General features: G+C 45.3%; 17 protein-coding genes and 1 pseudogene. 14 read left to right on the top strand and 4 right to left on the bottom strand.

Annotation, left to right across the window (positions count from 1 at the left end):
• Positions 1-12 precede the first annotated feature (12 nt).
• Positions 13-693, bottom strand: a complete 681-nt coding sequence (locus tag NBH07_RS04385) for a queuosine precursor transporter (RefSeq protein WP_005858047.1) — start codon at positions 691-693, stop codon at positions 13-15.
• 61 nt (positions 694-754) lie between these two features.
• A complete protein-coding gene (locus NBH07_RS04380) occupies positions 755-1417 on the bottom strand; it encodes a DUF2490 domain-containing protein (protein ID WP_008774273.1) in 663 nt (220 codons plus the stop codon).
• 113 nt (positions 1418-1530) lie between these two features.
• Here NBH07_RS04380 and NBH07_RS04375 point away from each other — a divergent pair, with 113 nt between their 5' ends.
• The 11 genes and pseudogenes from NBH07_RS04375 to NBH07_RS04325 all read left to right on the top strand — a co-directional run bounded on the left by NBH07_RS04375 (position 1531) and on the right by NBH07_RS04325 (position 17220).
• Entirely contained in the window at positions 1531-2412 is an 882-nt protein-coding gene (locus NBH07_RS04375; protein ID WP_008774274.1) for a hydroxypyruvate isomerase family protein, read from the top strand.
• 203 nt (positions 2413-2615) lie between these two features.
• Positions 2616-3116: a GFO_1088 family ECF-type sigma factor gene (locus NBH07_RS04370; RefSeq protein WP_008774275.1), complete on the top strand. Its 501-nt coding sequence runs from the start codon at positions 2616-2618 to the stop codon at positions 3114-3116.
• Positions 3113-3700, top strand: coding sequence for a PG0215 family putative anti-sigma factor (locus NBH07_RS04365; protein ID WP_156682393.1), 588 nt, complete (start codon positions 3113-3115; stop codon positions 3698-3700). Before NBH07_RS04370 ends, NBH07_RS04365 begins: the two co-directional genes overlap by 4 nt.
• A gap of 29 nt (positions 3701-3729) precedes the next feature.
• A complete protein-coding gene (locus NBH07_RS04360; protein ID WP_009017164.1) occupies positions 3730-4170 on the top strand; it encodes a DUF5024 domain-containing protein in 441 nt (146 codons plus the stop codon).
• A gap of 220 nt (positions 4171-4390) precedes the next feature.
• On the top strand, positions 4391-6718 hold the full coding sequence (locus tag NBH07_RS04355) for an ABC transporter permease (protein ID WP_009017165.1): 2328 nt from the start codon (positions 4391-4393) through the stop codon (positions 6716-6718).
• Between the two features lie 174 nt (positions 6719-6892).
• Positions 6893-7573, top strand: a complete 681-nt coding sequence (locus NBH07_RS04350) for an ABC transporter ATP-binding protein (protein ID WP_005858035.1) — start codon at positions 6893-6895, stop codon at positions 7571-7573.
• A 95-nt stretch (positions 7574-7668) separates the two neighbouring features.
• Complete coding sequence (locus NBH07_RS04345) at positions 7669-9993, top strand: ABC transporter permease (RefSeq protein WP_009017166.1); 2325 nt, start codon at positions 7669-7671, stop codon at positions 9991-9993.
• Between the two features lie 25 nt (positions 9994-10018).
• The gene (locus tag NBH07_RS04340) at positions 10019-12376 is read left to right on the top strand and encodes an ABC transporter permease (RefSeq protein WP_008779627.1); all 2358 of its coding nucleotides are present in this window, start codon (positions 10019-10021) and stop codon (positions 12374-12376) included.
• Positions 12377-12457: pseudogene (locus NBH07_RS04335) on the top strand (ABC transporter ATP-binding protein); the annotation flags it as partial.
• A gap of 22 nt (positions 12458-12479) precedes the next feature.
• Positions 12480-14834 (top strand): ABC transporter permease, encoded by a 2355-nt coding sequence (locus NBH07_RS04330; protein WP_005858029.1) that lies wholly within the window; start codon positions 12480-12482, stop codon positions 14832-14834.
• A gap of 19 nt (positions 14835-14853) precedes the next feature.
• Entirely contained in the window at positions 14854-17220 is a 2367-nt protein-coding gene (locus NBH07_RS04325; protein WP_005858027.1) for an ABC transporter permease, read from the top strand.
• Here NBH07_RS04325 and NBH07_RS04320 read toward each other — a convergent pair.
• On the bottom strand, positions 17207-18553 hold the full coding sequence (locus NBH07_RS04320) for a sodium/glutamate symporter (RefSeq protein ID WP_156682392.1): 1347 nt from the start codon (positions 18551-18553) through the stop codon (positions 17207-17209). The genes NBH07_RS04325 and NBH07_RS04320 overlap by 14 nt on opposite strands.
• A gap of 87 nt (positions 18554-18640) precedes the next feature.
• A complete protein-coding gene (locus tag NBH07_RS04315; protein WP_005858022.1) occupies positions 18641-19531 on the bottom strand; it encodes an AraC family transcriptional regulator in 891 nt (296 codons plus the stop codon).
• Positions 19532-19633: 102 nt separating this feature from the next.
• On the opposite strand from NBH07_RS04315, the gene NBH07_RS04310 reads away from it, so the two are divergent.
• The 3 genes from NBH07_RS04310 (at position 19634) to NBH07_RS04300 (ending at position 23960) form a co-directional block, all read left to right on the top strand.
• Positions 19634-20935 (top strand): glucosidase family protein, encoded by a 1302-nt coding sequence (locus tag NBH07_RS04310; protein ID WP_005858020.1) that lies wholly within the window; start codon positions 19634-19636, stop codon positions 20933-20935.
• 32 nt (positions 20936-20967) lie between these two features.
• Positions 20968-22713, top strand: coding sequence for a class I mannose-6-phosphate isomerase (locus NBH07_RS04305; protein ID WP_011966538.1), 1746 nt, complete (start codon positions 20968-20970; stop codon positions 22711-22713).
• A 149-nt stretch (positions 22714-22862) separates the two neighbouring features.
• Positions 22863-23960 carry an ROK family protein gene (locus tag NBH07_RS04300; RefSeq protein WP_008779630.1) on the top strand — a complete coding sequence of 366 codons (1098 nt, stop codon included), beginning with the start codon at positions 22863-22865 and terminating at the stop codon, positions 23958-23960.
• Positions 23961-23963: the final 3 nt, after the last annotated feature.

Below are 23963 nucleotides of genomic sequence, written 5' to 3'. Positions count from 1 at the left end.
CTGGGTGACGAATTAAATATCCTTTACCTTTAGGATATTATACGAGGTACCAAGATCATACACATCATTCCCGTCTACTTTCTTGATGTACTTTACGACACGGATGGTGACGGGAAGGATGATAACCTCGTACAAGGATTTAAGTACCGCCTGCGTCCCGATCATGATAAGCAATTCTCCGGCCGGGATCAATCCGGCGAAGGCGATCGGGAAAAAGATCAGGGAATCGGCGCTCTCACCGATAAGGGTAGATACGATCGCTCGTAACGAGAAATTCTTTCCGTTGGAGGCGATTTTCATTTTGCTCATCACATAGGCGTTCAGGAAAGAACCGGCCAAAAACGCTATCAAGCTGGCGACCGCTATACGTGGGGCCATCCCGAAGACGAAATTGAAACCTTCCTCACCCTCCCAAAAAGGGGCGGCCGGTAATAATACCGCCAATTGCGCGAATGCGATCACCAGAAAATTAGAGGCGAAGCCACTCCAGATAATTAGCCGTGCCTTCTTGAATCCCCACACTTCCGCTATACAATCATTGATGATATACGAGATCGGGAATACGATCAAACCTGCGGTAGCCGTTATACCGCCTACTTGCACTACTTTTGTCTCTAAAAGATTGGACGCTACAAGGCATATATTAAAAAGTATACCTAGCAGCATGAAAGGTACTGTAACTGTTTTTTGCATGTCTTCTTGTTTTTAACGAGGTTTATCAAGCACTCGGGGCGCGAAGGTACGAAAATTCTCATTAAAAACGATGGGTATAGCAGATACCGATCGCATGGCGGTAATTCACGGGATCGTCTACATTAAATATATGGTAGCGATAATAGAGTTGGAGGTTATTGTTCGGGTTTAGTTGGTAATTACTTCCTGTGGAGAAACGGATCTTATCGGACCGCATCTTATTTCGCGTATCATTGAAGACCTCGGTGTAGGCAAAAGGACAGAAACCACTCTTGCCGATCTTATAGGAGAGGGTCAGCATCGAACGCAGATAATTCTTGGGATGTTCGGCGTGAACCTTATAGGTACTTTGAAAACGTTCCCGGACAGAGAGGGTAAAACGTCCGGCCGAATAAGTCCCCGTAGCGTAGAGATAATATCGGTTTCGCAACTCGTCGGATGCCTTGTATCGTGCTAGAGACATATATCCGCTTCCTGCCAGAAGATATTTATTAAACTTGTAGTTTACCTCAACGGTGGTGAGGAACCATTCCGCTTCCTTAAAGTCATCTCTCGGACGGATGTCCTCTTCTACAAGAAAGGATAAATGCTTATAGATTTTTCCGCATAGGCTCGCCTTGAAATACACACCTGCGCCTTCCATTCCGTATAGGGATGAAGTGCATCCTATTATAAAGAATAGGATCAGATAAATAGATCGTTTTGTATATGATGTGTTTTTCATGTAGAGTGACTTCCGATGCAAAAGTAGTGTTTTTGGATGTAATACCAACGCCTCAGGATATTATATCCGATTTTTCTTATATTTGTCTCCTATTAACTATCAAATTCGAATACATGGAAAACATATCAAGAAGAACGGCTATCAAGACATTTTTAGCTGGAGGCGTGGCTTTGGCGACTACAGGTATCGAGGCGGCAGCCGCCGCGAAAAAGAAAACAGACGTGAAGGAACCCTTGAAAGGAAATGTCCGCCACTCCGTAAGTAAATGGTGTTTCGGCGATTATAAGCTGGACGAGTTCTGTGAGATCTGCAAGCATATAGGGATTGAATCCGTTGAGTTGCTGGACCCGGTAGATTGGCCGATCGTACAAAAACATGGCCTGACGGTGGCGATGGCGCAAGGGGCCGGGCTTGGAATAGATCGAGGTTTCAATGATCCGGCCTTGCATGACGAGTTGGTCGCCAGTTATGAGAAGGTGATCCCGATGGTGGCGGACGCTGGATTGACAAACTTGATTTGCTTCTCCGGCAGACGTAATGGCGTAACGGACTTGCAAGGCTGGGAGAACTGCGAGAAGGGGTTGAAGCGCCTTATCCCGTTAGCGGAGAAACACAAGGTCGTCTTGACCATGGAGCTTTTGAACAGTGTCGGCCATAAGGATTATCTGTGCGATCATACGGTTTGGGGGGCGGAGCTTTGTCGCCGTATCGGTTCCCCTAATTTTAAGTTACTATATGATATTTATCATATGCAGATCATGGAGGGGAATATCATCGAGAATATCCGGAAATATAATCAATACTTCTCCCATGTCCATACCGGAGGTAGTCCGGGACGCGCGGAAATCGACGAGACGCAGGAACTTTATTATCCGGCTATCATCAAGGCTCTTATGGAGACAGGCTATAAAGGCTTCGTTGGGCAGGAGTTCGTCCCCGCCCAAGAAGACAAGATCGCTTCCTTGGAGAAGTGTATCCGTATCTGTGATGTATAGGGCTATTTAGTAATAACTTACAGTGCCAAGCCAGTGCCGTTATAGTGGCACGGCTGTGCCACCAGCGTGGCATCGTTGTGCCATCGCTATGGCATCATCGTGCCATAAGGGTGGCACGACTATAATACTAGAATGACAAAGACCTTGAATTTATTTTCTCCAGCCATGTTACGTTTTCTTTTCTCGATTGTCATTAAGATAGAATGGAACAAGAACAGTTTAAAAAAGAGATATTGCCTTTGCGGGAGAAACTATTCCTTTACGCGAGAAGGCTGCTAGATAACCCGGAGGATGCCGAGGATATCATGCAGGAAGTCTTTTTGAAACTGTGGTATATGCGTGGCGAGTTAGACTATTATAATAATGTAATGGCCTTGTCCGTACAAATCACAAAGCACCTTTGCCTGAATCGGATGAAAGTTCGTGAACGCACGGAAGGTGAGGCGGGCGAACAATTCTTTATCTGCGATGCCTCCACGCCTTATACCCAGCTGGAACAAAAAGACAGTTTGGAGCATGTAATGCGGCTTATCAATAAACTACCGGGACTTCAACAGACCATTCTTCGCATGAAACACGTGGATGGTTTCGAGGTAGAGGAAATCGCCGGGTTGACCGGAAGTACCCCCGAGGCGGTACGTATGAATCTTTCCCGTGCCCGTAAACGGGTGAGAGAGCAATTCTTTAAAATGCAGACGTTATGAAAACAGAGGAATACAAGTCTATAGAGGATTTATTAGACCGCTTCTTCGAGGGCCAGACCTCGAACGAGGAGGAGCGAGTGTTGTATAAGTTCTTCGCCCGTCCGGATATTCCCGCCCATCTGGAACGTTATCGGGAGGTATTCGGATACTTCGAGAGTGGCATTGCCTTGGATTTTAGCGAGACTCCGGAATTGAGGCTACCCGCTAAGGAATCTTCTAATAAGCGAAAAATAGGATGGGCGATCGCTGTTTGCGTGGCGGCTTCTCTTTTGTTGTTTTTGGTGAATCAGCTCTTTATGGGCACTGAAGAGGTCATTAATCCGTATGAGGGGAGTTATATCGTACGTAATGGCTGTGTAGTTACCGATCTGGATCGTATACAACCGGAGATCGAAGCTATTTATCAAGCGGCGGAAGCGGCGGAAAAAGAGGCGGATCTATTGTTATGCGATAAGAATGAACGGAAATTCATATCCGGAATGGCGGACCGGCAAGTAAAAGAAAACTATCAATCTTTGTTGAGGAGTGTACAGGATGATCGACTTCGGAAAGAAATTAAGAATATATTGGACTCGGATGAATAAGGTCAAATAATTTATAAACAATGGAAATTATGAAAGCAAGTAGATTTTGTTGGTTGGCATTATGCCTTTTATTAAGCGGTTTTAGTATGGAATTGATGGCACAGAAGAATTTGGAGGCTGTCGTGCAAAAGTGTAAGTCTGATAAATCGGTAGATAAGAGTATCGTGACTAAAAGAGATCCTAAGACAAAGGAGTTACAGAAAATAATCAGCTCTTTTACGATTGAAGACAACCCTACGTTACAGCAGGAAGTCAAGACCGCCTTTGAACAGGATAAGGAAGATGCCTATCAAGTGATCGAGAATGAGTCGAATGGTAAGATGGATTATTTTATCCGTTTCTCAAAAGCGAATGTCAAAGTCTCTTATTCCATGGATTCTCGTGATACCAAACTGTCATTTACGGTTATTGAGAATTTTGAGAAGGGAGGAGATAAGGGTACGGACTTCGAATTTGGTAATGACATGTAGGTTTAAAATGTAAGTAAGTCAATGAAGGCACCTTCTATCTGTGAGGATAGAGGGTGTTTCTTTATGTCAAGATATTGGACAGTAGTGTCAAGATATTGGACAACCTATAGAATATAGTGGTTCGTTAGTTTGCTGTTATTTAGATTGTTGTAATCTTTGGCATACTATTTGTATTTTACTTAATGACATAAGATAATAACAGCTTTAAATCCATACAGCCATGAAACAACTTCAATATGTAATCCGCTACCTGTTAAAAGCCAGAGGAAACAATCTTATAAAGATCGTCTCATTGACATTGGGGCTGTTTGTCGGTTTGATCCTTTTCGCTCAAGTAGCTTTCGAGATGAGCTACGATAATTTCTATCCGGATAAGGAACAGCTTTATTTATTGCATATCAAAGCTTCGGTACAAGGTAAAGATGGATTTGAGGGAGGGGTCGTGCATGCGCCGTTTGCCCCTACTATGTATCGGGAGTTTCCTGAAGTGATCTCTGCGGCCAATGCTTATGCTTTCTCGTGGGAAAGGCGTTTCAAGTGGGGGGAGACTACGTTTGAGGAAAAGACACTGTCCGTGGATTCTTTGTTCTTCCAGACCATGGGTTTCCCCGTCTTGGAGGGAAATCCGGAAGAGTTAAAGATGGAGGATGCCGTTTTTGTATCCCGCTCGTTTGCGGAAAAAGTGTTTGGAAATATCATGAATGCGGTGGGGCAACGGCTAATATCGGATGAGCAAACTTATCAAGTGAGGGGTGTTTTTGAGGATTTGCCAAAGAACGGACATTTACAATTTGAGGTAGCTACTTCTCTGACCTCATGGACAAAAGGAGCCGGATGGAGAAATAATGACGCGTACGCTTGCTATCTCAGATTAGCTTCTGGGACAGATATAAATACGATACCGGATAAAATACGAGAGATGCGTTTGCGGCATTATGATGTAGAGGCTTTGGAGCGGGAAGGTGTTCGTTGGGATTATTATGTGAAGCCTGTCACGGAATTGCATTCCGGCGATCCGGTAGTTCATCGAACTTGCTTGATTCTTAGCTTACTGGCTTTTTCGTTATTGGTGGCATCCGCTCTCAATTACGTATTGATCTCTATCTCATCTTTGGCTACGAGAGCGAAGTCGGTTGGTGTTCATAAATGCAATGGTGCGTCGGAAGGAAATATTTTCGCTATGTTTATTTATGAGACGTTCGTATTGATTATGGTGTCTTTGCTGATCACGATAGTGCTGATTTTGTTGTTCCAAAAACAGATAGAAGTGTTGGTGAAAACGGATTTGTCGGCTATATTCTCCTTGGAGCATTGGTGGGTAGTAGGGGCTGTGATCGTTGTATTGATGCTGATTACGGGTATTATTCCGGCTAAGATCTTTTCTTCTTTGCCCGTATCCTTGGTTTTTCGTTCGTACAAAGATAGTAAGCGGACTTGGAAGCGGTCTTTATTATTTATGCAATTTGGCGGTGTCTCATTCTTGATGACTCTTTTAGGTGTCATCGTTCTTCAGTACCATATGATGTTGAACCGGGAATTGGGTTTTGATACGGAAGGTGTGATTTGTACGGAAGGTATGTACACATTAAGTAAAAATGAGTTGCAGGCCGTCAAACATGAGTTTTTAAGTTATCCGGGAGTGGAGTCGGCTACTCTTACCCAAAATTTACCTACCGGTAGGTGGAGCGGGCAAAGTATGAAAGACCCGGTCACTGAAGAGATTTTAATCCATACACGTTTCACCTCTGCGGATTCGTCTTATTTTAAGACATTAGGCATCCGGGTATTGATGGGGAGAAATTTTAATGAGGAATCATGGGAACGTCGTGAGGTAATCGTGAACCAGACATTTGTCCGGCAATTAAACGTAGAGAATCCGATTGGGATGAGAGTGTCTTATTTCGATGATATTTATACGATCTGTGGCGTAGTGAATGATTTTCAATATCGGTCTTTCTTTGAGGAGATTCCTGCGATAGCGTTTGTGCCGATCGAATTTCCCTATTGTAACAGCGCTACTTTGGCCTTGCGCTTAAACAGGGAGATTACCCCGGAATTATTGATTGATATGAATGAGAGGCTGAAAGAATTGTCCCATAAAGAGGATTATATGTTTACTCCTTATTTTGTGACCTATGCGGCCTATTATAAGGATATCCGCTTATTCCGCGACTCTGTGATTGTGGCTGGATTGATTATGTTGGTAATTACTTTGTTAGGCCTTTTCGGATACATTACAGATGAGGTTCACCGACGTAGCAAGGAGATCGCTATCCGCAAAGTGAATGGGGCGACCTCAATGGATATATTACGGATATTATCCGTGAATATTTCTTTTATAGCGATCCCGTCTATCTTGATCGGTTTAGGCTTTGCATATATGGTTGGGACGGAGTGGTTAAAGCAATTTGCGGTGAAAATACCGTTGAGCATTGCTTTATTTGCGGGCTGTGGGTTTATTCTTTGGTTGATCATACAGATGTGTTTGGTACTTCGTGCGTGGAATGTGGCGAACGAAAATCCGGTGAAAAGTATCAAATCGGAGTAAGACCACGTGTTGAAGTGTCTAAATTTTGTACACCACTGTCAAATAATTGGACAGTCTGTTTTGGAAAGTAAAATAGTACTTGTTTGATAATTAAATATTTAGTTAGTTTGGCACACTATTTGAATTAGATATGGTAAATTAAACAGTTAGATAACAATTAAAACAAATACAGTCATGATTAAGATCGAAGGTTTAAGTAAGTTTTTCCGTACGGAAGAGGTTGAGACAATTGCGTTGAATAAGGTTTCTTTGGAGGTAAAAGATGGCGAGTTCGTCGCTGTCATGGGACCTTCCGGTTGCGGTAAGTCTACGTTGTTGAATATTCTGGGTTTGCTGGATAACCCTTCCGAGGGAAATTATTACTTGGGCGACCAAGAGGTAGGACACTTGAAAGAGAAAGAGCGTACGCAGGTCCGTAAGGGAAACATCGGTTTCGTGTTCCAGAGCTTCAACTTGATAGACGAGTTGAACGTTTTTGAGAACGTGGAGCTGCCGTTGACTTATCTAAAGATCAAGGCGTCGGAGCGTAAACAGATGGTAACGGATATCTTGAAACGAATGAATATCAGCCACCGTGCGGCTCACTTCCCTCAGCAACTCTCCGGAGGTCAGCAGCAGCGTGTGGCGATTGCCCGTGCGGTAGTTTCCAACCCGAAGATAATCTTGGCCGATGAGCCAACGGGTAACTTGGATTCCAAGAATGGTGCCGAGGTTATGCAGCTGCTCACCGAGCTGAATAAGGAGGGAACGACGATCGTAATGGTGACGCACTCCAAGCACGACGCGGGTTTCGCTCACCGTGTGATCAATTTATTCGACGGTAGCGTTGTTTCTTCCGTTAGTGAATTTATTTAGTCAACATGACATAAACACATACACACAAGAGTTTTTTATAAGCTAATTGGCCTGTGAAGGTCGGTTAGCTTTCAATTTAACTTAAATACAAATCGATGAGACAGCTATATTATACAATCCGTTATTTACTTCGAGGCCGAGGGGGAAATGTGATCAAGGTCCTGTCCTTGACACTAGGACTTGGAGTGGGATTGATCCTGTTCGCTAGGGTCGCTTTTGAATTGAGCTTCGATACATTCTTTGACCAAGTGGAAGATTTGTATAGCGTGCATGTGCGATACAATGATGATAAGGCGGGAGAGGAAGATGAGTCTCGTATCATCTTTGCCCCGATCCCGGAGGCTTTGCGGCAAGAGTTCCCCGAGATACAGTACGCGACGGTTTGCCGGAGAAGGTACGGGGCCGTATTGTATCATGGTGAGGATCGGTTCAAGCCCCGTTTGATGATGGCGGATTCCCTTTTTTTCCGTACGATGGGAATCAAGGTGCTAAGGGGGGATGACCGTTTGTTGGGAATCGAAGATCAAGTTTTCTTATCGGAAAAAATGGCTGAACGTATATTTGGCAAGGAAGATCCGATCGGGAAACAACTGCTGTACGGAAAAAACTATCCTTATACGGTGGCCGGGATATTCCGTGACATACCGGAAAATAGTCATTTACGTTTTGACGCTGTCGCTTCTTTCATTAATATGAAAACCCAGTTCGGTGCCTATGCCGGTTGGGGTGCCGACGATAGTTATCTGGGCTATATCCGCCTGAAACCGGGTGTGTTCCCGGAACAAATCAATCAGAAGATACCGGCTTTATTGCCTAAATATATAGATGTAGAAAGGGAGAGGAAACAAGGTTTTGAGATGGAGCTTTATATCAAGCCGGTCTCGGAGATATATACGCAAAGTACCGAGGTGAAGCGGATGGTGGTGATCATGAGCGTACTGGCTTTCGCTTTGTTATTCGTGGCGGCGATGAATTATATCTTGAACTCGGTATCTTCTCTGCCGATCCGGGCGAGATCCGTAGGAGTACATAAATGTAATGGAGCTTCCAGCAAGGACATTTTCAATATGTTCTTGTTTGAGACGGCGGCTTTATTTGTTGTGGCTCTTGTATGTATGGCATTGCTTTTATTCGCTTTCCGGGAATATGTAGCGGATATGGCGGCTGTTCCTACTTTGGGCACTTTATTGAATGCGCAGACTATATGGCTTCCTGCGATCATGATCTTGGCTATATTCATTTTGTCCGCCTTGCTACCGGCCCGTTTGTTCAGCGTTATCCCGGTTACCCAAGTATTCCGGGTATCTACTTCGGGTAAGCAGGGATGGAAGCGGAGTTTGCTCTTTATCCAGTTTGGGGGAATAGCGTTTGTCATTACATTATTGGTGATTGTGTTATTGCAATATGATCGGCTAATGAATAATGATTTAGGATATGATCCGGAAAATATAGTGTATGCCCCCTTGAATAATATGGATGATCCGAAAACGGCCAAACTTACCGCCGAGTTCAAGAAGTTACCTTATGTCATGGCTACGGGGCTTTCGTCCATGGACATTCTAAGTGGTTATGGTGGTTTCCCTATTCTGGATAATGAGAAAAACTGGCTGTTCACGGCCCGTCAGGTAAACTATAACGCCGATTATCTCTCTCTGATGAAAATCCCCTTGCTTGAGGGGCAACCACTAAAAGGTGACGGGGATATCTTAGTGAATGAGTCATTCGTGAGTAAGCGTGGGTGGACGGATGGTGCGATCGGTAAATATATTTATGATGATGAGGGCAATTTAAAGGGAAAAATAGTGGGTGTAACCCGTGATTTCATGGTGAATTCCTTCTTCACTCCCCAGTTACCGGTCATCATGTTTGGTAGTGACCGGATGAGTTATTGTAACTTTACGGTTCGTGTCTCCGAGCTAACTCCGGAATATTTGCGGGAAATGAATGATCGGATCGCGGAACTATTTCCGGATGAGGATGTCGGTTTTACGGTGCTGAAAACGATTATAGAGTCTCAGTATGAGGGAACCCGTCATTTCCGTGACGGTGTCTTTGTTGCCTCGATCGCTATCTTGCTGATCATCTTAATGGGATTATTAGGATATATTACGGACGAGATGCACCGTAGGAGCAAGGAGATAGCGATTCGCAAGGTGAATGGAGCGACGGCCCCGAATATTTTACGTCTTTTATCTAAGGACGTTTTGGTCACGGCTTTCCCGGCTATCCTTTTAGGAGTGATAGCCTCACGAGTCGTGGGAGAGAGCTGGTTGAGGCAATTCGCGGATAAGATACCGCTGACTGTTTTTATTTTCATATCTACGGCTCTACTGGTTCTAGCTATCATTTGGGGATGCGTGATCCTGAAATCTTGGAATATCGCCAATGAGAATCCGGTCCGTAGCATTAAGAACGAATAATATAATAGGTAATATAAAATTGCGTATGAAGACTATTTTGAGGAATCTCTTGAGCGTATTGCGCCGTTTCAAGATGGCGACACTTTTAAATGTATTAGGACTATCTGTGGCTTTTTCCGCTTTTATCCTGATAATGATGCAAGTGGACTATGACCGGAATTTTGACCGAGGCATAAAGGATGTGGATCGGATATTCCGGGTAGAGGTGGCTTATGAAAGTGGTACGAAACAGGCTATTATAAATCGTCCGTTGGCGGAAGCTTTTATCCGATCATCACCGCATATTCTGGCCGGTTCGTTATTGGATCCTTGGGGAGAGGGCGCTTTCTTTTATACGGAGGAGAACGGTGTCCGGAATAATTTCAAGGAGCGATGGATGCGTGTATTTCCTGAGTATGCGGATATATTTACGTTTGATATGTTGGACGGCAGTGCCGATAAATTGAAAGAACCCAATATGGTATTACTTCCGCTAAGTCTATCGAGCAAGCTTTTCGGCAATCAATCCGCGGTGGGTAAGCAGTTGCATATGGCTAATTCGAAAGGTGTTTTCACCGTTGGAGGAGTGTATCGGGATTTCCCGGATAACTCATCCGTGGGGAATAGCATCTATTACCAATTAAATCCGAAAGAGAATTTCCAGAACTTTGGCAATTGGAATTATATGTTCTACGTCCGTTTGGATGATCCGGCGAATGCTTCCGGCTTGTTCGAGAATTTCAAGGCGCATTTCGATGTATCTACCTTATCGAAAGATTTCTCTTGGGAAGGAGGTGGAATGTCTTTGGTCTTGAACCCTCTGACGGAGGTGCATTTCGACTCCGGGGTCACTTACGATAATGCTCCGAAGGCAAGTAAATCTACTATGCTTGTCTTATTTGCGATCGCCATTGTGATCGTAGTGATTGCCGGTATTAATTTCACGAACTTCAGTACGGCGCTTACACCCATGCGTATCAAGAGCATAAATACGCAAAAAGTATTGGGTGGCGAGGTCTCGGTGATCCGTATGTCTCTGATTTTGGAGGCTATCGTTATCAGTGTTATCTCTTTCCTGTTGGCGTTGCTTTGGGTCTCTTTGTTTTCCAGCACAACCTTATCTGCGCTTATCGACGCTCGGATTGCCTTGATGGATTATCCGTTGTTGTTGGGGGCTACGGCATTGATTGCGATTGCTACCGGTTTGTGCGCCGGGTTGTATCCCGCTTATTATATGACATCTTTTTCTCCGGCCTTGGTATTGAAAGGAAGTTTCGGTCTGTCACCAAAAGGTCGCCAGATGCGTAATGTCTTGATTGGCGTGCAGTATGTGGCTTCATTTGGGTTGATTATTGGGGCGGTATTCATGTATTTGCAGAATTATTATATGCAGCACGCCCCGTTAGGCTATGATAAGGATGAGATTATCGTTACCGATCTGAACGCTAAACTCTGGAAAAGCCATGAGGCTTTCGTGAGCCAGGTGAAATCTTTCTCGGGCATCGATGACGTGACGTTCGCCGAGCCTCTTCTCTCCAGCAGTGACCAGTACATGGGGTGGGGACGTGAGTATCAAGGCAGAGAGATCAGTTTTCAATGCCTGCCGGTAGATCCTTCTTTTCTAAAGGTGCTAGGGATACAAGTAAATGAAGGCCGCGACTTTCGGGAGGAAGACGCTAATAATCCTTATGGGGCTTATATTTTTAATGAGCGTGCGCGTGCCGCCTATGAAATGGAGGTGGATGCGATGATTGACAGCGCAAAGATCGTCGGTTTCATACCGGACGTGAAATTCGCCTCTTTCCGTACGGAGATAGCGCCCATGGCGTTTTTCGTATGGGGAACACGTAATTGGGGGAGTCGTCCTAACTGGGCATATATCAAGGTGAAGGCGGGATCAGACTTGCGGGCAGCCATGGATCATGTGCGATCGGCCGTGCGAACATTCGATCCGGAGTATCCCTTCAATATCCGTTTTTTCAATCAGGTGTTGAATGATTTGTATAAGAAAGAGGGGAATCTGAGTTCCTTGATCACCTTGTTCGGGCTATGCGCTATTTTCATCTCTATCGTAGGGGTCTTTGGCTTGGTGGTTTTCGATAGCGAGTACCGGAAGAAAGAGATCGGTGTTCGCAAGGTGCTGGGCTCTACCACGGGCGAGATTATCGTGATGTTCAACAAGACGTACATACGTATTTTATGTATCTGCTTTGTGCTGGGCGCTCCGGCTGCGGGCTATGCGGTGCATCGCTGGCTAGAGAATTTCGCTTATAAGACCCCGATGTATTGGTGGGTTTATCTGATAGCCTTCGCTCTTGTCTCGATCATCACGATATTGACTGTCACCTTCCAGAACTGGCATGCGGCGAACGAGAATCCGGTACATAGTATCAAGAATGAATAGGCGGTAGTCTCCAACCCTAAGATGATCTTGGCCGATGAGCCAACGGGTAATTTGGATTCCAAGAACGGTGCCGAGGTCATGCAACAATAAAATAGAGTAAGTCATGAAAACAATCATACGTAATTTCATCAATGTATTAACACGTTTCAAGGTAGCTACCATTTTGAATGTAGCGGGATTGGCGGTCGCTTTCGCTGCTTTTATCGTGATTTTGATACAGGTAAATTTTGAGTGGATGTTTGATCGTTGCCACCCGACTTCCGATCGTATTTATCGGGTAGAGCTAACACCTGCGGTCGGGCTCAATACGATCTTATCCCGCGGATTGGTTGAGGCAGTTATCCAATCTTCTCCACATATTGAGGCTGGAACATTGTTAACCCCTTCTTTCGGGGAGATTTATTTGACAACTGAGAAAAAAGATGGAGAACGGTTGGGATTTGAAGAGACCATAACAACCTGTCATCCGACTTTACCTTCTATCTTCCAATTTCCACTCATCGAAGGTGATCTTAATTGCTTGGATGAGCCGGAAAAGGTTATGATCCCTGAAAGTTTGGCGATGAGGCTTTTCGGGAAAGGAGTTTCAGCGGTCGGTAAATCATTACATGCGGAGCAAGCGGTATGGACGAAATCGCAAACTCTTTTTACGATAGGGGCGGTATATAAAGATTTTCCGGATAATACGCAGCTAAAGAATGTGATCTATACGTCGATTGATCCGGATTACGAGATCAATAATTTCGACGCAAGTAACTGGATCTGTTATCTATTGCTGGATCAATCCTCTTCAGCGGGAGGAGTGATGGATAGTTTTAACCGGCATTTTGATTTCTCTAAAATAGGGCGGCCGGAGGTTCGGGTTCAGTTAGTCCCGCTTACCGATATTTATTATTTGGATGAACCTAACAATTATAGCATGTCTCGGAAAGGGAATCTTGAGGTAACTGTCTTGCTTTTAGGATTAGCTATATTGATCATTTTTGTAGCCGCTATAAATTTTACGAATTTCAGTACGGCGTTGACGCCTTTGCGTGTCCGTAGTATCAATACCCAAAAGGTTTTGGGTAGCTCGTATCGTATCTTGAGGGGCTCTTTACTAATCGAGGCTGTTCTGATAAGCCTTATTGCATGGTTGATCGGTTTATGGATAGTATGGGGACTTGACCGAACAGTAGCTTTACCTTTTCTTGAGGCGGATTTGGATTTTTCAGTTAATATTCCGGTAATTGTTGTTTCTGGATTGATCGCTATGTTGACAGGTATAATCGCAGGTTTATATCCTTCTTATTATGTGACCTCTTTTCCTCCGGCTTTGGTTCTGAAGGGAAGTTTTGGACTTTCTCCAGTCGGTAGGAAATTACGGATGGTTTTGATTGGTTTCCAGTTTGTAGTATCTATCCTGTTGATTATACTGTCTTGTTTCATGGGGATTCAAAGTCATTATATTCGGAATTTTTCTTTGGGTTTTGATAAGGACGCGATTGCGATCGTGGAGTTGAATCCGACTCTATACGATAAGCATCATACAACTTATGTGGACCGTTTGAAGGGATATCCCGGCATTGAAGATGTAGCTTTCTCTACGGCGAAAGTCGGGGCGGGCGATAATTATAGTTATAATACCGTGACTTATAAAGATCAAGAATTTACCTATTTCAATATTAGGGTCTCTTCTAATTTCTTTCAGGTCATGGGGATATCAGTGGCCGAGGGGCGCGAATTCTCAAAAGCAGATGAAGGATCGGAAAATGTCGTTTACATATTTAACCGTGCGGCACATATTGGCGCGAATATGAAAGAAGGAGATAATTTTCACGATGGCCGTATTATAGGCTTCACGGATCATGTCAAATTCACGTCGCTCCGGGATGGAGAAAACAATATCGCGTTCTCTTGCATGAGTTCGAAAAAAACGATGCCTGTTTCTTACATTCGATTAAAAGCGGGTACGGATATGTTCGCCGCCGTGGATTATATCCGAGAGACCTTGAAAGGGCTAGATTCTGCTTACCCTTTTGATGTAGAGTTCTATGATGAGATATTCGACAATCTATATCATAAGGAAGATGCCTTACGAGATATGATAACTGTTTTTGGACTTTTGGCTATTATACTTTCATTGGTTGGGGTATTTGGCTTGGTCGTATTTGATACGCAATATAGGAGAAAGGAAATAGGTATTCGCAAAGTACATGGAGCTACAGTAGGAGAGATCTTGCGGATGTTCAATAAATCGTATGTGAGGATCGTGATAGTCTGTTTCGTGATCGCGGCTCCGGTTGCTTGGCTTGGCGTAGAGAAATGGTTGGAGAATTTTGCTTATAAAACACCGGTTTATGGTTGGGTGTTTTTACTGGCTTTAGTCGTCGTTTGCTTTATTACATTGTTGACTGTCTCTTTCCAATGTTGGCGTGCGGCGAACGCGAATCCGGTGGATAGTATTAAAACGGAATAATAAATGAAACTATAATAAAATGAAAACGATTATTCGAAACTTTCTAAGTGTGTTGAGGCGGTTTAAAATGGCGACCGCATTGAACGTAGCCGGTCTTGCGGTTGCTTTCGCCGCTTTTATCGTGATTTTGATACAGATTAATTTTGAGCGGACTTTTGACCGTTGCCATCCTACGTCCGGGCGGATTTTTAGGGTGGACTTGACCATTCCGGGTACTTTCGGGACAATATTACCCCGTGCCTTTGTGGAGGCTGTCATCCAATCTTCCCCGCATATAGAGGCGGGTACATTGTTGACTCCTTCTTTTGGCCAGAATGGTGTTTATCTCTCGGTGGATAGAAACGGGCAACCGTTTGGGTTTAAGGAAATCGTGACAACCTGCCACGCTAGTTTACCGAAGATATTCGCGTTCCCGATCGTGGAAGGCGATATCGATTGCTTGAAAGATCCCGAGAAAGTAATGGTACCCCGAAGCTTGGCTGACAAGTTGTTTGGGGAAGATATCTCTGCGGTTGGTAAGACGTTGCGAGCGGAAGAAAATATCTGGACTAAATCGGCTAAACTCTTTACGATTGGCGCGGTTTATAAGGATTTCCCGGAGAACACGCAGCTTCGGAACGTGGTCTATACGGCGATCGATCCGGATTATAATATCAATAATTTTAGCTCAAGTAACTGGGTTTGTTATTTATTGCTTGATAATCCTGCCATGGCAGATGAGGTTGCCGATAATTTCAACCGTCATTTTGATTTCAAGAAGATTTACCATGAGGGAGAACAGATCCGGCTCGTCCCGCTGACTGATATTTATTATATGAATGAGACGCAAGACGGTGGTACATTCCGGAGCGGAAACAAGGAAGTCACGGCCTTATTGTTCGGTATAGCCCTTCTGATCGTCATTGTCGCGGCTATTAACTTCACGAACTTTAGCACTTCTCTGACTCCGTTGCGAATCAAAAGCATCAATACGCAGAAGGTATTGGGTAGCTCGGATACTTTGTTGCGCAGATCTTTATTGATAGAGGCAGCCCTTATTAGTTTTATAGCATGGCTGGTAAGTCTCGTTATCGTTTGGGGATTGGATTGGGCGGAAGCGCTACCTTTTATCGAGGCCGATTTGAGTTTGGTCTCAAATCTTCCGATCGTTTTCTTGTGTGGCATCGTAGCGTTGGTTATCGGTTGGCTGGCGGGCATTTATCCTGCTTATTATATAACTTCTTTTCCTCCGGCCTTGGTGCTGAAGGGCAGCTTCGGGTTATCTCCTTCCGGGCGTAAGTTACGTACGACATTGATTTGTGTCCAGTTCGTTGTTTCGATCGTGTTGATTATCGGGGCTTGCTTTGTGCAAATCCAGAATAGTTATATGAGGAATTTCTCTTTAGGATTCGATAAGGATCAGGTAGCTATCGTGGAGCTGAATGAGACAATGTACAATAAGCATCACGATACATATGTGAATCGCTTGAAAGAGAACCCGGGGATCGAGGATGTGGCTTTCGCTATGGAGAAAGTGGGCTCTAAGGACGGGTATAACACGAATGGCGGTAGTTATAAGGGTAAGGACTTTCAGTATTTCATAATTATAGCATCTTCCAATTTCTTGCGGGTGATGGGGATTCCGGTTATAGAAGGGAGAGATTTCTCAAAGGCGGACGAACTTTCGGATCATACGTCTTATATATTCAATCGTACGGCGATGGAGGGGTTGGATATGCAAGTGGGTGACGCGTTCGATAGCTATTCTCCCGGTCATCTTATCGGTTTCTCCGACGATGTGAAATTCACCTCGCTTCGTGGTGGAGAGGATAATATCGCTTTCTTGGTCGGAAACTTTGGTTATTCTTTGCCAATCTCTTATATCCGCTTGAAAGCCGGATCGGACATTCATGCCGTAGTAGGTCACATTCAGGAGACGATGAGAGAATTAGATCCTTCCTATCCGTTTAATATAGAATTCTATGATGAGATCTTTAATCATCTTTACCAGAAAGAGGAGAATCTACGCGATCTGGTTACGGTTTTTAGTTTACTGGCGATTATTATCTCTTTGGTCGGAGTATTTGGCTTAGTGGTGTTCGAGACTCAATACCGCCGTAAGGAAATAGGTATCCGCAAGGTACATGGAGCTACGGTAGGGGAGATCCTGCTGATGTTTAATAAGGCCTATCTGAGGATTGTAGGTATTTGCTTCGTGATAGCGGCGCCGATCGCTTGGCAGGGCGCGAAGATGTGGCTCGAGGGTTTCGCTTATAAGACTCCGCTTCATTGGTGGGTATTCTTAATCGCCTTATTGATCGTAACCGTAATCACGTTATTGACCGTGAGTTTCCAGAACTGGAAAGCGGCGAACGAGAACCCGGTAAATAGTATCAAGAGCGAGTAATCCACCATCCCATCTTCCACGCCAGTAGCAAGATCAGTAGGGAAAGGACCAAGCAGGCTAATAGCAACCAAACTCCCAATCCGTTTACGAAAAGGATGGGGACGAAGGTGATCAATAAGATCTCTATGGGAGCGATAGGCAGGTAAGCCATCGCATAATCATCCATCGCTTTGCTGGAAAGTTTCGGATCGACGATCCGCAGCAAGGCGATGCCCATGCCCATCGTGCCGGTCCACCATCCCCAAGCGAAAATCATGCGCTCGAACCAAAAGGTCTTGGCTAATCTTCTTCCTAAGAAGAATGTTATGCACCAGACGATCGCCACGCCCGCTATGATGAGTACGATAAGCGGCAAGGCATATTTTACGATCACCCCTAGCTTGATAGACGCTACACCGCAAGCTACCAGCATATCCGTGAAGGAACTGCTCAGCCTCTGGGTCGTCTGCGGGCAGATATATCTGGATATGGTTGTTGCGTCGAAGAATTTCTTTAATACTAATCCAATGATAAAGGCACAACTGAAAACAGGTAACTCCAATACCGGATAATACACCTTTACGGTTTGGCTAACCATATATCCCAAAAAAGCCACGACAAATACCAAAGCCACATGGAAAGTCAGCGTATCGATGGATATGGAGGAAGTCGTAGCTTCTCCGATGGAATCCCGCTTATCCTCTGGCAGCAACCCACTTCTCAGCTCGTCCGGTAGATCGTCGAAATCCGAGATAAAAGCGGTTTGTTTATGCTTGGCCGCCCATTTGACCATCAGTAAACCTCCGATGATCGAGCAAATAACCCCCACGGTAGCGGTTGTCATGCCTAAACTGCGAGCCTCGTCCCAGCCCAATCCCTCGAACGCAGACCCGATAGCAGCGGCCGTGCCGTGTCCGCCATAAAAGCCTGTCGGCAACATAATGCCGAAAGCGTCATTCAGGTCCGGCCAGATCAGTTTGATCACGTACAATCCGAAAAGGCCTACCAATGCCCATTGCAATAACATACCCACCTGAGCGTACGCCCACATCGGTCCGACTCGTTTCGCTACTTCTTTCATGGAGACGTTCGGGGAAGATAAAGGCAACGCGCCGAACACCAAGGCGATAAGGATAGCCGCATAAGTACCTAAGTCATTGGAAAGCGGAATCCACCCCAGTCCATTAGGTCCGAACGCCAGTCCTAGCAAGCCCGCGATCAAGCTGGGGGGTATGAATAATTGTTGTATCAGTTTTACCTTGACTCGTATGAATTTGCCAACCAATAGAAGTATCGAAATGAATCCAAGATCCGTAAAGAGAGTCCAAGGGGTGAACTGTGTTAGGTCTATCATAGTAACTACTTACTTTATGTTCGTTTAAATATCTATTGTACAAATATATTTTATTCTTATGAGAAATACTAGAAATCCAAACGAATTCTATATCTCCATCTCCTTTTTACGATAAACGGAAGGAGAGCAACCCATAACTTTCGTAAACGTACGCGAGAAGTAGGCGGCATCCTCGAATCCCAGATGCGTGGCGATCTCATTCAACTTCATATTCGTTAGCTCGATATATTCACAAGCCTTCTGTATTTTCAAGCGTATGAAGTAATTCATGGGCGAGACCCCGGTCTCGCCAAAGAAGAGAGCAGAGAAGTGAGAAGGGGAATATTTGAAATAAGACGCTAATTCCTTCAAGGTAAGATTCTGCTGGATGTTCTCACGCATATAATGAATAACCCGTGCCGTGAACGGATATTCTTTTTGCGAGGGAATCATGATATGGCGGAATTGCTCCAGATAGATGAAAGAGGCCAGAAAATTGTAAAGGCACATGGAGGAATAAATCATATATTCTTTAATATATCCCATGGAGAAACTGCTATATATCTCCTCAAACAGCCGTAACCGATCTTGTAAACGGGAATATTCATTCGGCGAAATAGTGACCGGAACCGGATGCGACGGCAGGAATTGATCGCAAAGCTTCCCTTGGAAGTGTAACCAGTAAATAGTCCATGGATCTCCCTCGTCTGCCCCGAATGAGTAGGGGATACCGGGAGGGATGATGATATATTGGTATTTCTCCACGGTATATTGTTTACCGAGGATACGATACCATCCTTTTCCCTCCGTACAATAAATAAGCATGGCGTAGTCACAGCCATGTTCTTTTTGGAGAAAATGATATTTAACACGTGGGAAGAAACCTATCTTGCGTACATATAAATTATTGATGAGCGGTTCCCTCCGGTAGCTTGCCAATAGTTCCTCGGGTAAAGAAACGAACCGTTCTCCCTTAAATCCTTCTTTTATCTTGACCATGATCTATAAATCATAAGATTGTACAAGTAAATCGGAACAAATGTAGCATTTCTTTCTGGATTATTGAAATAATTTTGCCGACATAAATCATAACATAATGCCATGAATAAAATTCTAGTTGTAGTTTCTTTTGTATTTGTATCTTTTTTGTCTTGTACGGGATTAACCGATAGACAGCGATTGGCCAATCAGATATTGTCTGATACGAATTTGTTGAAGGTCGATAGTATGGCTCGTGCTACCATCCGCAATGGTTTTAACGCAGGTAGCGGTTATTCCCAGATATGGGCTCGTGATATGAATACGTTTATAGAGATCGCTTGCGAGGAGAGTGATCCACACGAACTGCGGGAAGCTATTTTATTGTTTTTCGCTCTTCAACAGCCGAATGATGAGATGATCGATGGTTATGTGCTGAAAGAAGATTTTACATGGTATGATGATACGCCTTATTATTCGAATGCCGCTCCGAAACATGTCGCTTTTAAGAATACGGTAGAGACGGACCAAGAATCTTCCTTGATTCAGATCGTAGGTAAATACATTCGTAAGACGGGTGATCGGGAGATATTGAATGAGAAAGTTGTCGGGAAGACCGTTCTCGAGCGAATGAACGCGATGGTAGATTATCTGATGCGGGAACGATATAATGAGAAATATGGATTGCTTTATGGAGCAATGACCGCTGATTGGGGCGATGTACAGCCGAATGACGATTTCGGATGTGATATGAATGATTTGTCGGATCCGGCTATCGATGTATATGATAACGCTATGTTCATAATCGCCTTGGATTATTTGTTGGAAATGGCTCCTGATTCTCCGCAAGCCTCCCGTTGGAAAAGTCTGCGTGAGGGAATCGAGAGAAATGTGCGGGCTCATCTATGGGATGTAAAGCGCCAGAAGTTCATTCCTCATATTTATCCGGAGAAATCTCCGATTCCGGAAGGTTTTGATGAACTTGCCATTCATTATCATGGTGGGACGGCTATCGCTATAGAGGCCGGCTTATTATCGAAAGACGAGATACGTACCGTAAATGCCCAGATGCTTGAGAATGTTCGCCTGTCGGGTATGCCAAGCATTGGTCTGACCTTATATCCCGTGTATCCGGATGGTTTTTTCCATGGAGGAATGTCTAAGGCTTATCTGTATCAGAATGGCGGGGATTGGACATGGTTTGGCGGTCGGATGATCCAGCAGCTTGTCGTTAATGGAATGGTTGAGGAGGCTTATGCGGAGATCCATCCGATGATCGAGCGTGTGATCCAAAATGACGGATTCTACGAATGGTATGGCAAAGGCGGTGTCCCCAGCGGCTCTGGTAATTTCAAGGGATCGGCCGGAGTGTTATCTAAGGCGATTGAATTATTAAGGGATTGGGCAGAGAAAAATAAGAGTTAAATACAAGCGTGCAATATTAAATGTCAAAAGAGATGAGAAAAAGTAATTATGATAAAATGCCGGCCACCGTTGTAGACGGTACCTTGTGGAAAGGCTGGGAATCGATACGGAAGCGATTGGCGGAGATACATGCGGAAACGAATGGATCACAAGTTTGGGTGGTGGAATGCTACCAAGGGGTTCATCACGAGGAGTTGATGCGTGAACTGCAAGCGCTCGCGCCCGATCGTTTTATCAATACGCGAGATTTATTTAAATCGGCAGAAGATATAGAGGCGATGACCTATCCTTATCTGACGGATGACCGGTTGTTTGGCCGCCGGGCTCATTTCTCTTATACGGATTTCTTGGATGAGGAGAAGGTGAACGCCTGCCGGGAGTCCTTGCGTGATGGAAAAGGCTGGACAATCGTTTATGGCCACGCCGCCGCCGAGATCGTTTCCGCTCCGGACAAATTGATCTATGCGGATATGGCTCGTTGGGAGATCCAGATGCGTTCCCGTAGAAAAGAGGTGAACGGGCTAGGTGTGGAAAACCGGGAGGAAGCCCCGTCGTACCATTATAAGCGAGGATATTTTATTGATTGGATTGTTTGCGATAATCTGAAGAAGAAAGTCCTTCCTAAGGTCGATTATTGGTTGGATACCCATATCGTCCGAACACCTAAGATGATTTCCGGGGAGACATTGAAAGAAGGGTTAGAGAAAACGGCGCATACTCCGTTCCGGGTAGTACCTTTCTTTGATCCGGCTCCTTGGGGCGGCCAATGGATGAAAGAGGTCTGTGATCTGAATAAAAAGCAAGATAACTTCGGTTGGTGTTTTGATTGCGTGCCCGAGGAAAATAGTTTATACCTGAAAGTTGCCGGAGAGCTGTTTGAGATCCCTTCCAATGACTTGGTATTCTATAAGACGAGAGACTTGCTGGGCGGGCCGGTCGAGGCTCGTTTCGGACAAGATTTCCCGATCCGTTTCGACTTCTTGGATACGATGGGAGGAGGAAACCTAAGTTTGCAAGTGCATCCGGTCACCCAATATATCCGGGATACGTTCGGGATTTATTATACGCAGGACGAGAGCTACTACCTGCTGGATGCCGAGGAGGACGCTACCGTTTATCTGGGATTGAAAACCGGTGTCAACCCGGACGAGATGATCGCTGCCCTAAACGAGTCCCAACAGACCGGAAAGCCTTTCGATACGGAGAAATATGTCAATAAATGGCCTGCCAAACGCCATGATCATTATCTGATCCCCGCCGGAACGGTCCATTGTTCGGGAGCCGGTGCCATGGTGCTTGAGATTAGCGCTACGCCAAGTATCTTTACGTTTAAGCTTTGGGACTGGGGCCGCTTGGGATTGGACGGACTGCCTCGACCTATTAATATCGGCCACGGCTCGAAAGTGATCCAATGGGAGCGGCAAACGGAGTTTGTCCGTCATAACTTGATCAACCAAGTGGAGATGATCGCCGAGGGAGACGGTTGGCGGGAGGAGCGGACCGGCTTGCATGAGAACGAGTTCATCGAGACCCGCCGTCATTGGTTCACGGATATCGTGCCTCACAATACGAATGGAGGGGTGCAAGTACTGAATGTAATCAAGGGAGATGAGTTGATCGTGGAGAGCCCGACAGGCGCATTCGAACCTTTCATCGTTCATTACGCGGAGACTTTTATCATCCCGGCTTGCGTGGGTGAATATACGATCCGTCCGTATGGATCGTCTGTAGGTAAATATTGTGGTACTATAAAGGCTTACGTACGTTTTAGGCAATAATCACCGTTTGCCATAGGCATTGCACTGCTTTGCCACTACTGATGGCACGATTGTGCCACTTCGAAGGCAAGGTTGTGTCACCTCTAATGGCAAAGTAGTGCCACTGCTGTGGCACTGGCGGGACCTCTTTAAGTAAAGAAAAGGAATATATGATGTACACAAATGACAATAGAATAGTAATGACATTGGATGCGGGAGGAACGAATTTTGTCTTCTCTGCCATCCAAGGTGGAAAAGAGATAGCCGATCCGGTAGTTCTTCCGGCATGCGCGGATTGCTTGGATAAGTGTTTAGGTAATTTGGTAGAGGGTTTTAAGGCAATTCAAGCAGGCTTGCCGGAAGCTCCGGTCGCTATCAGTTTCGCTTTTCCTGGTCCGGCGGATTATCAAGCCGGTATCATAGGCGATTTACCCAACTTCCCCTCTTTCCGGGGTGGCGTAGCGTTAGGCCCGTTTCTGGAAGATATATTCGGGATACCGGTATTTATCAATAACGACGGAAGCTTGTTTGCGTACGGAGAGGCGTTGACGGGAGTGCTCCCGGAGATCAACCGCCGTTTGCGGGAGGCGGGAAGTACGAAACGATATAAGAATTTGCTAGGTGTCACGCTAGGGACAGGCTTTGGTGCCGGGGTTGTCATCGATGGAGAGCTTTTGCGGGGTGATAACGCGGCGGGAGGATATGTATGGTGCCTGCGGAACAAGAAGTACCCGGAGTATATCGTGGAGGAGAGCGTCAGCATACGGGCGGTCATGCGTGTCTATGCGGAGCGGAGCGGTGATGCGGGGGCGCGTACCCCGAAAGAGATCTTCGAGATCGCCGAGGGTATTCGTCCGGGTAACCGGGAAGCGGCTATCGCCGCGTTTGAGGAGTTGGGTGAGATGGCTGGGGACGCGTTGGCTTCCGCTATTACCTTGATCGATGGGCTTATCGTGATAGGCGGTGGTTTGTCCGGTGCTTCCAAGTACATCCTGCCGGTCTTGTTGAAAGAGATGAACGCGCAGACGGGAATGATGGACGGTGCTCGTTTCGGGCGCTTGCAAAAGGAGGTGTATGACTTGGACGACGAGAAGAGCTTCGCCGGTTTTGCCCGGGGAGAGGCTGTCGAGGTGCTAGTCCCGGGTACGAATCGCAAGGTAGGATACGATCCTTGTAAACGGATAGGGGTGACCTTCAGCAAGCAAGGAGCCAACCGCTCGATCGCTATGGGTGCTTATGTTTTTGCGTTAAACCATCTATCTAAATAAATT

Source organism: Parabacteroides sp. B2-S-102 (assembly GCF_023656665.1).
Lineage (GTDB): Bacteria > Bacteroidota > Bacteroidia > Bacteroidales > Tannerellaceae > Parabacteroides > Parabacteroides distasonis.
Note: the sequence above shows the minus strand (reverse complement) of the source record. Positions and strands in the feature narration are given on the sequence as shown.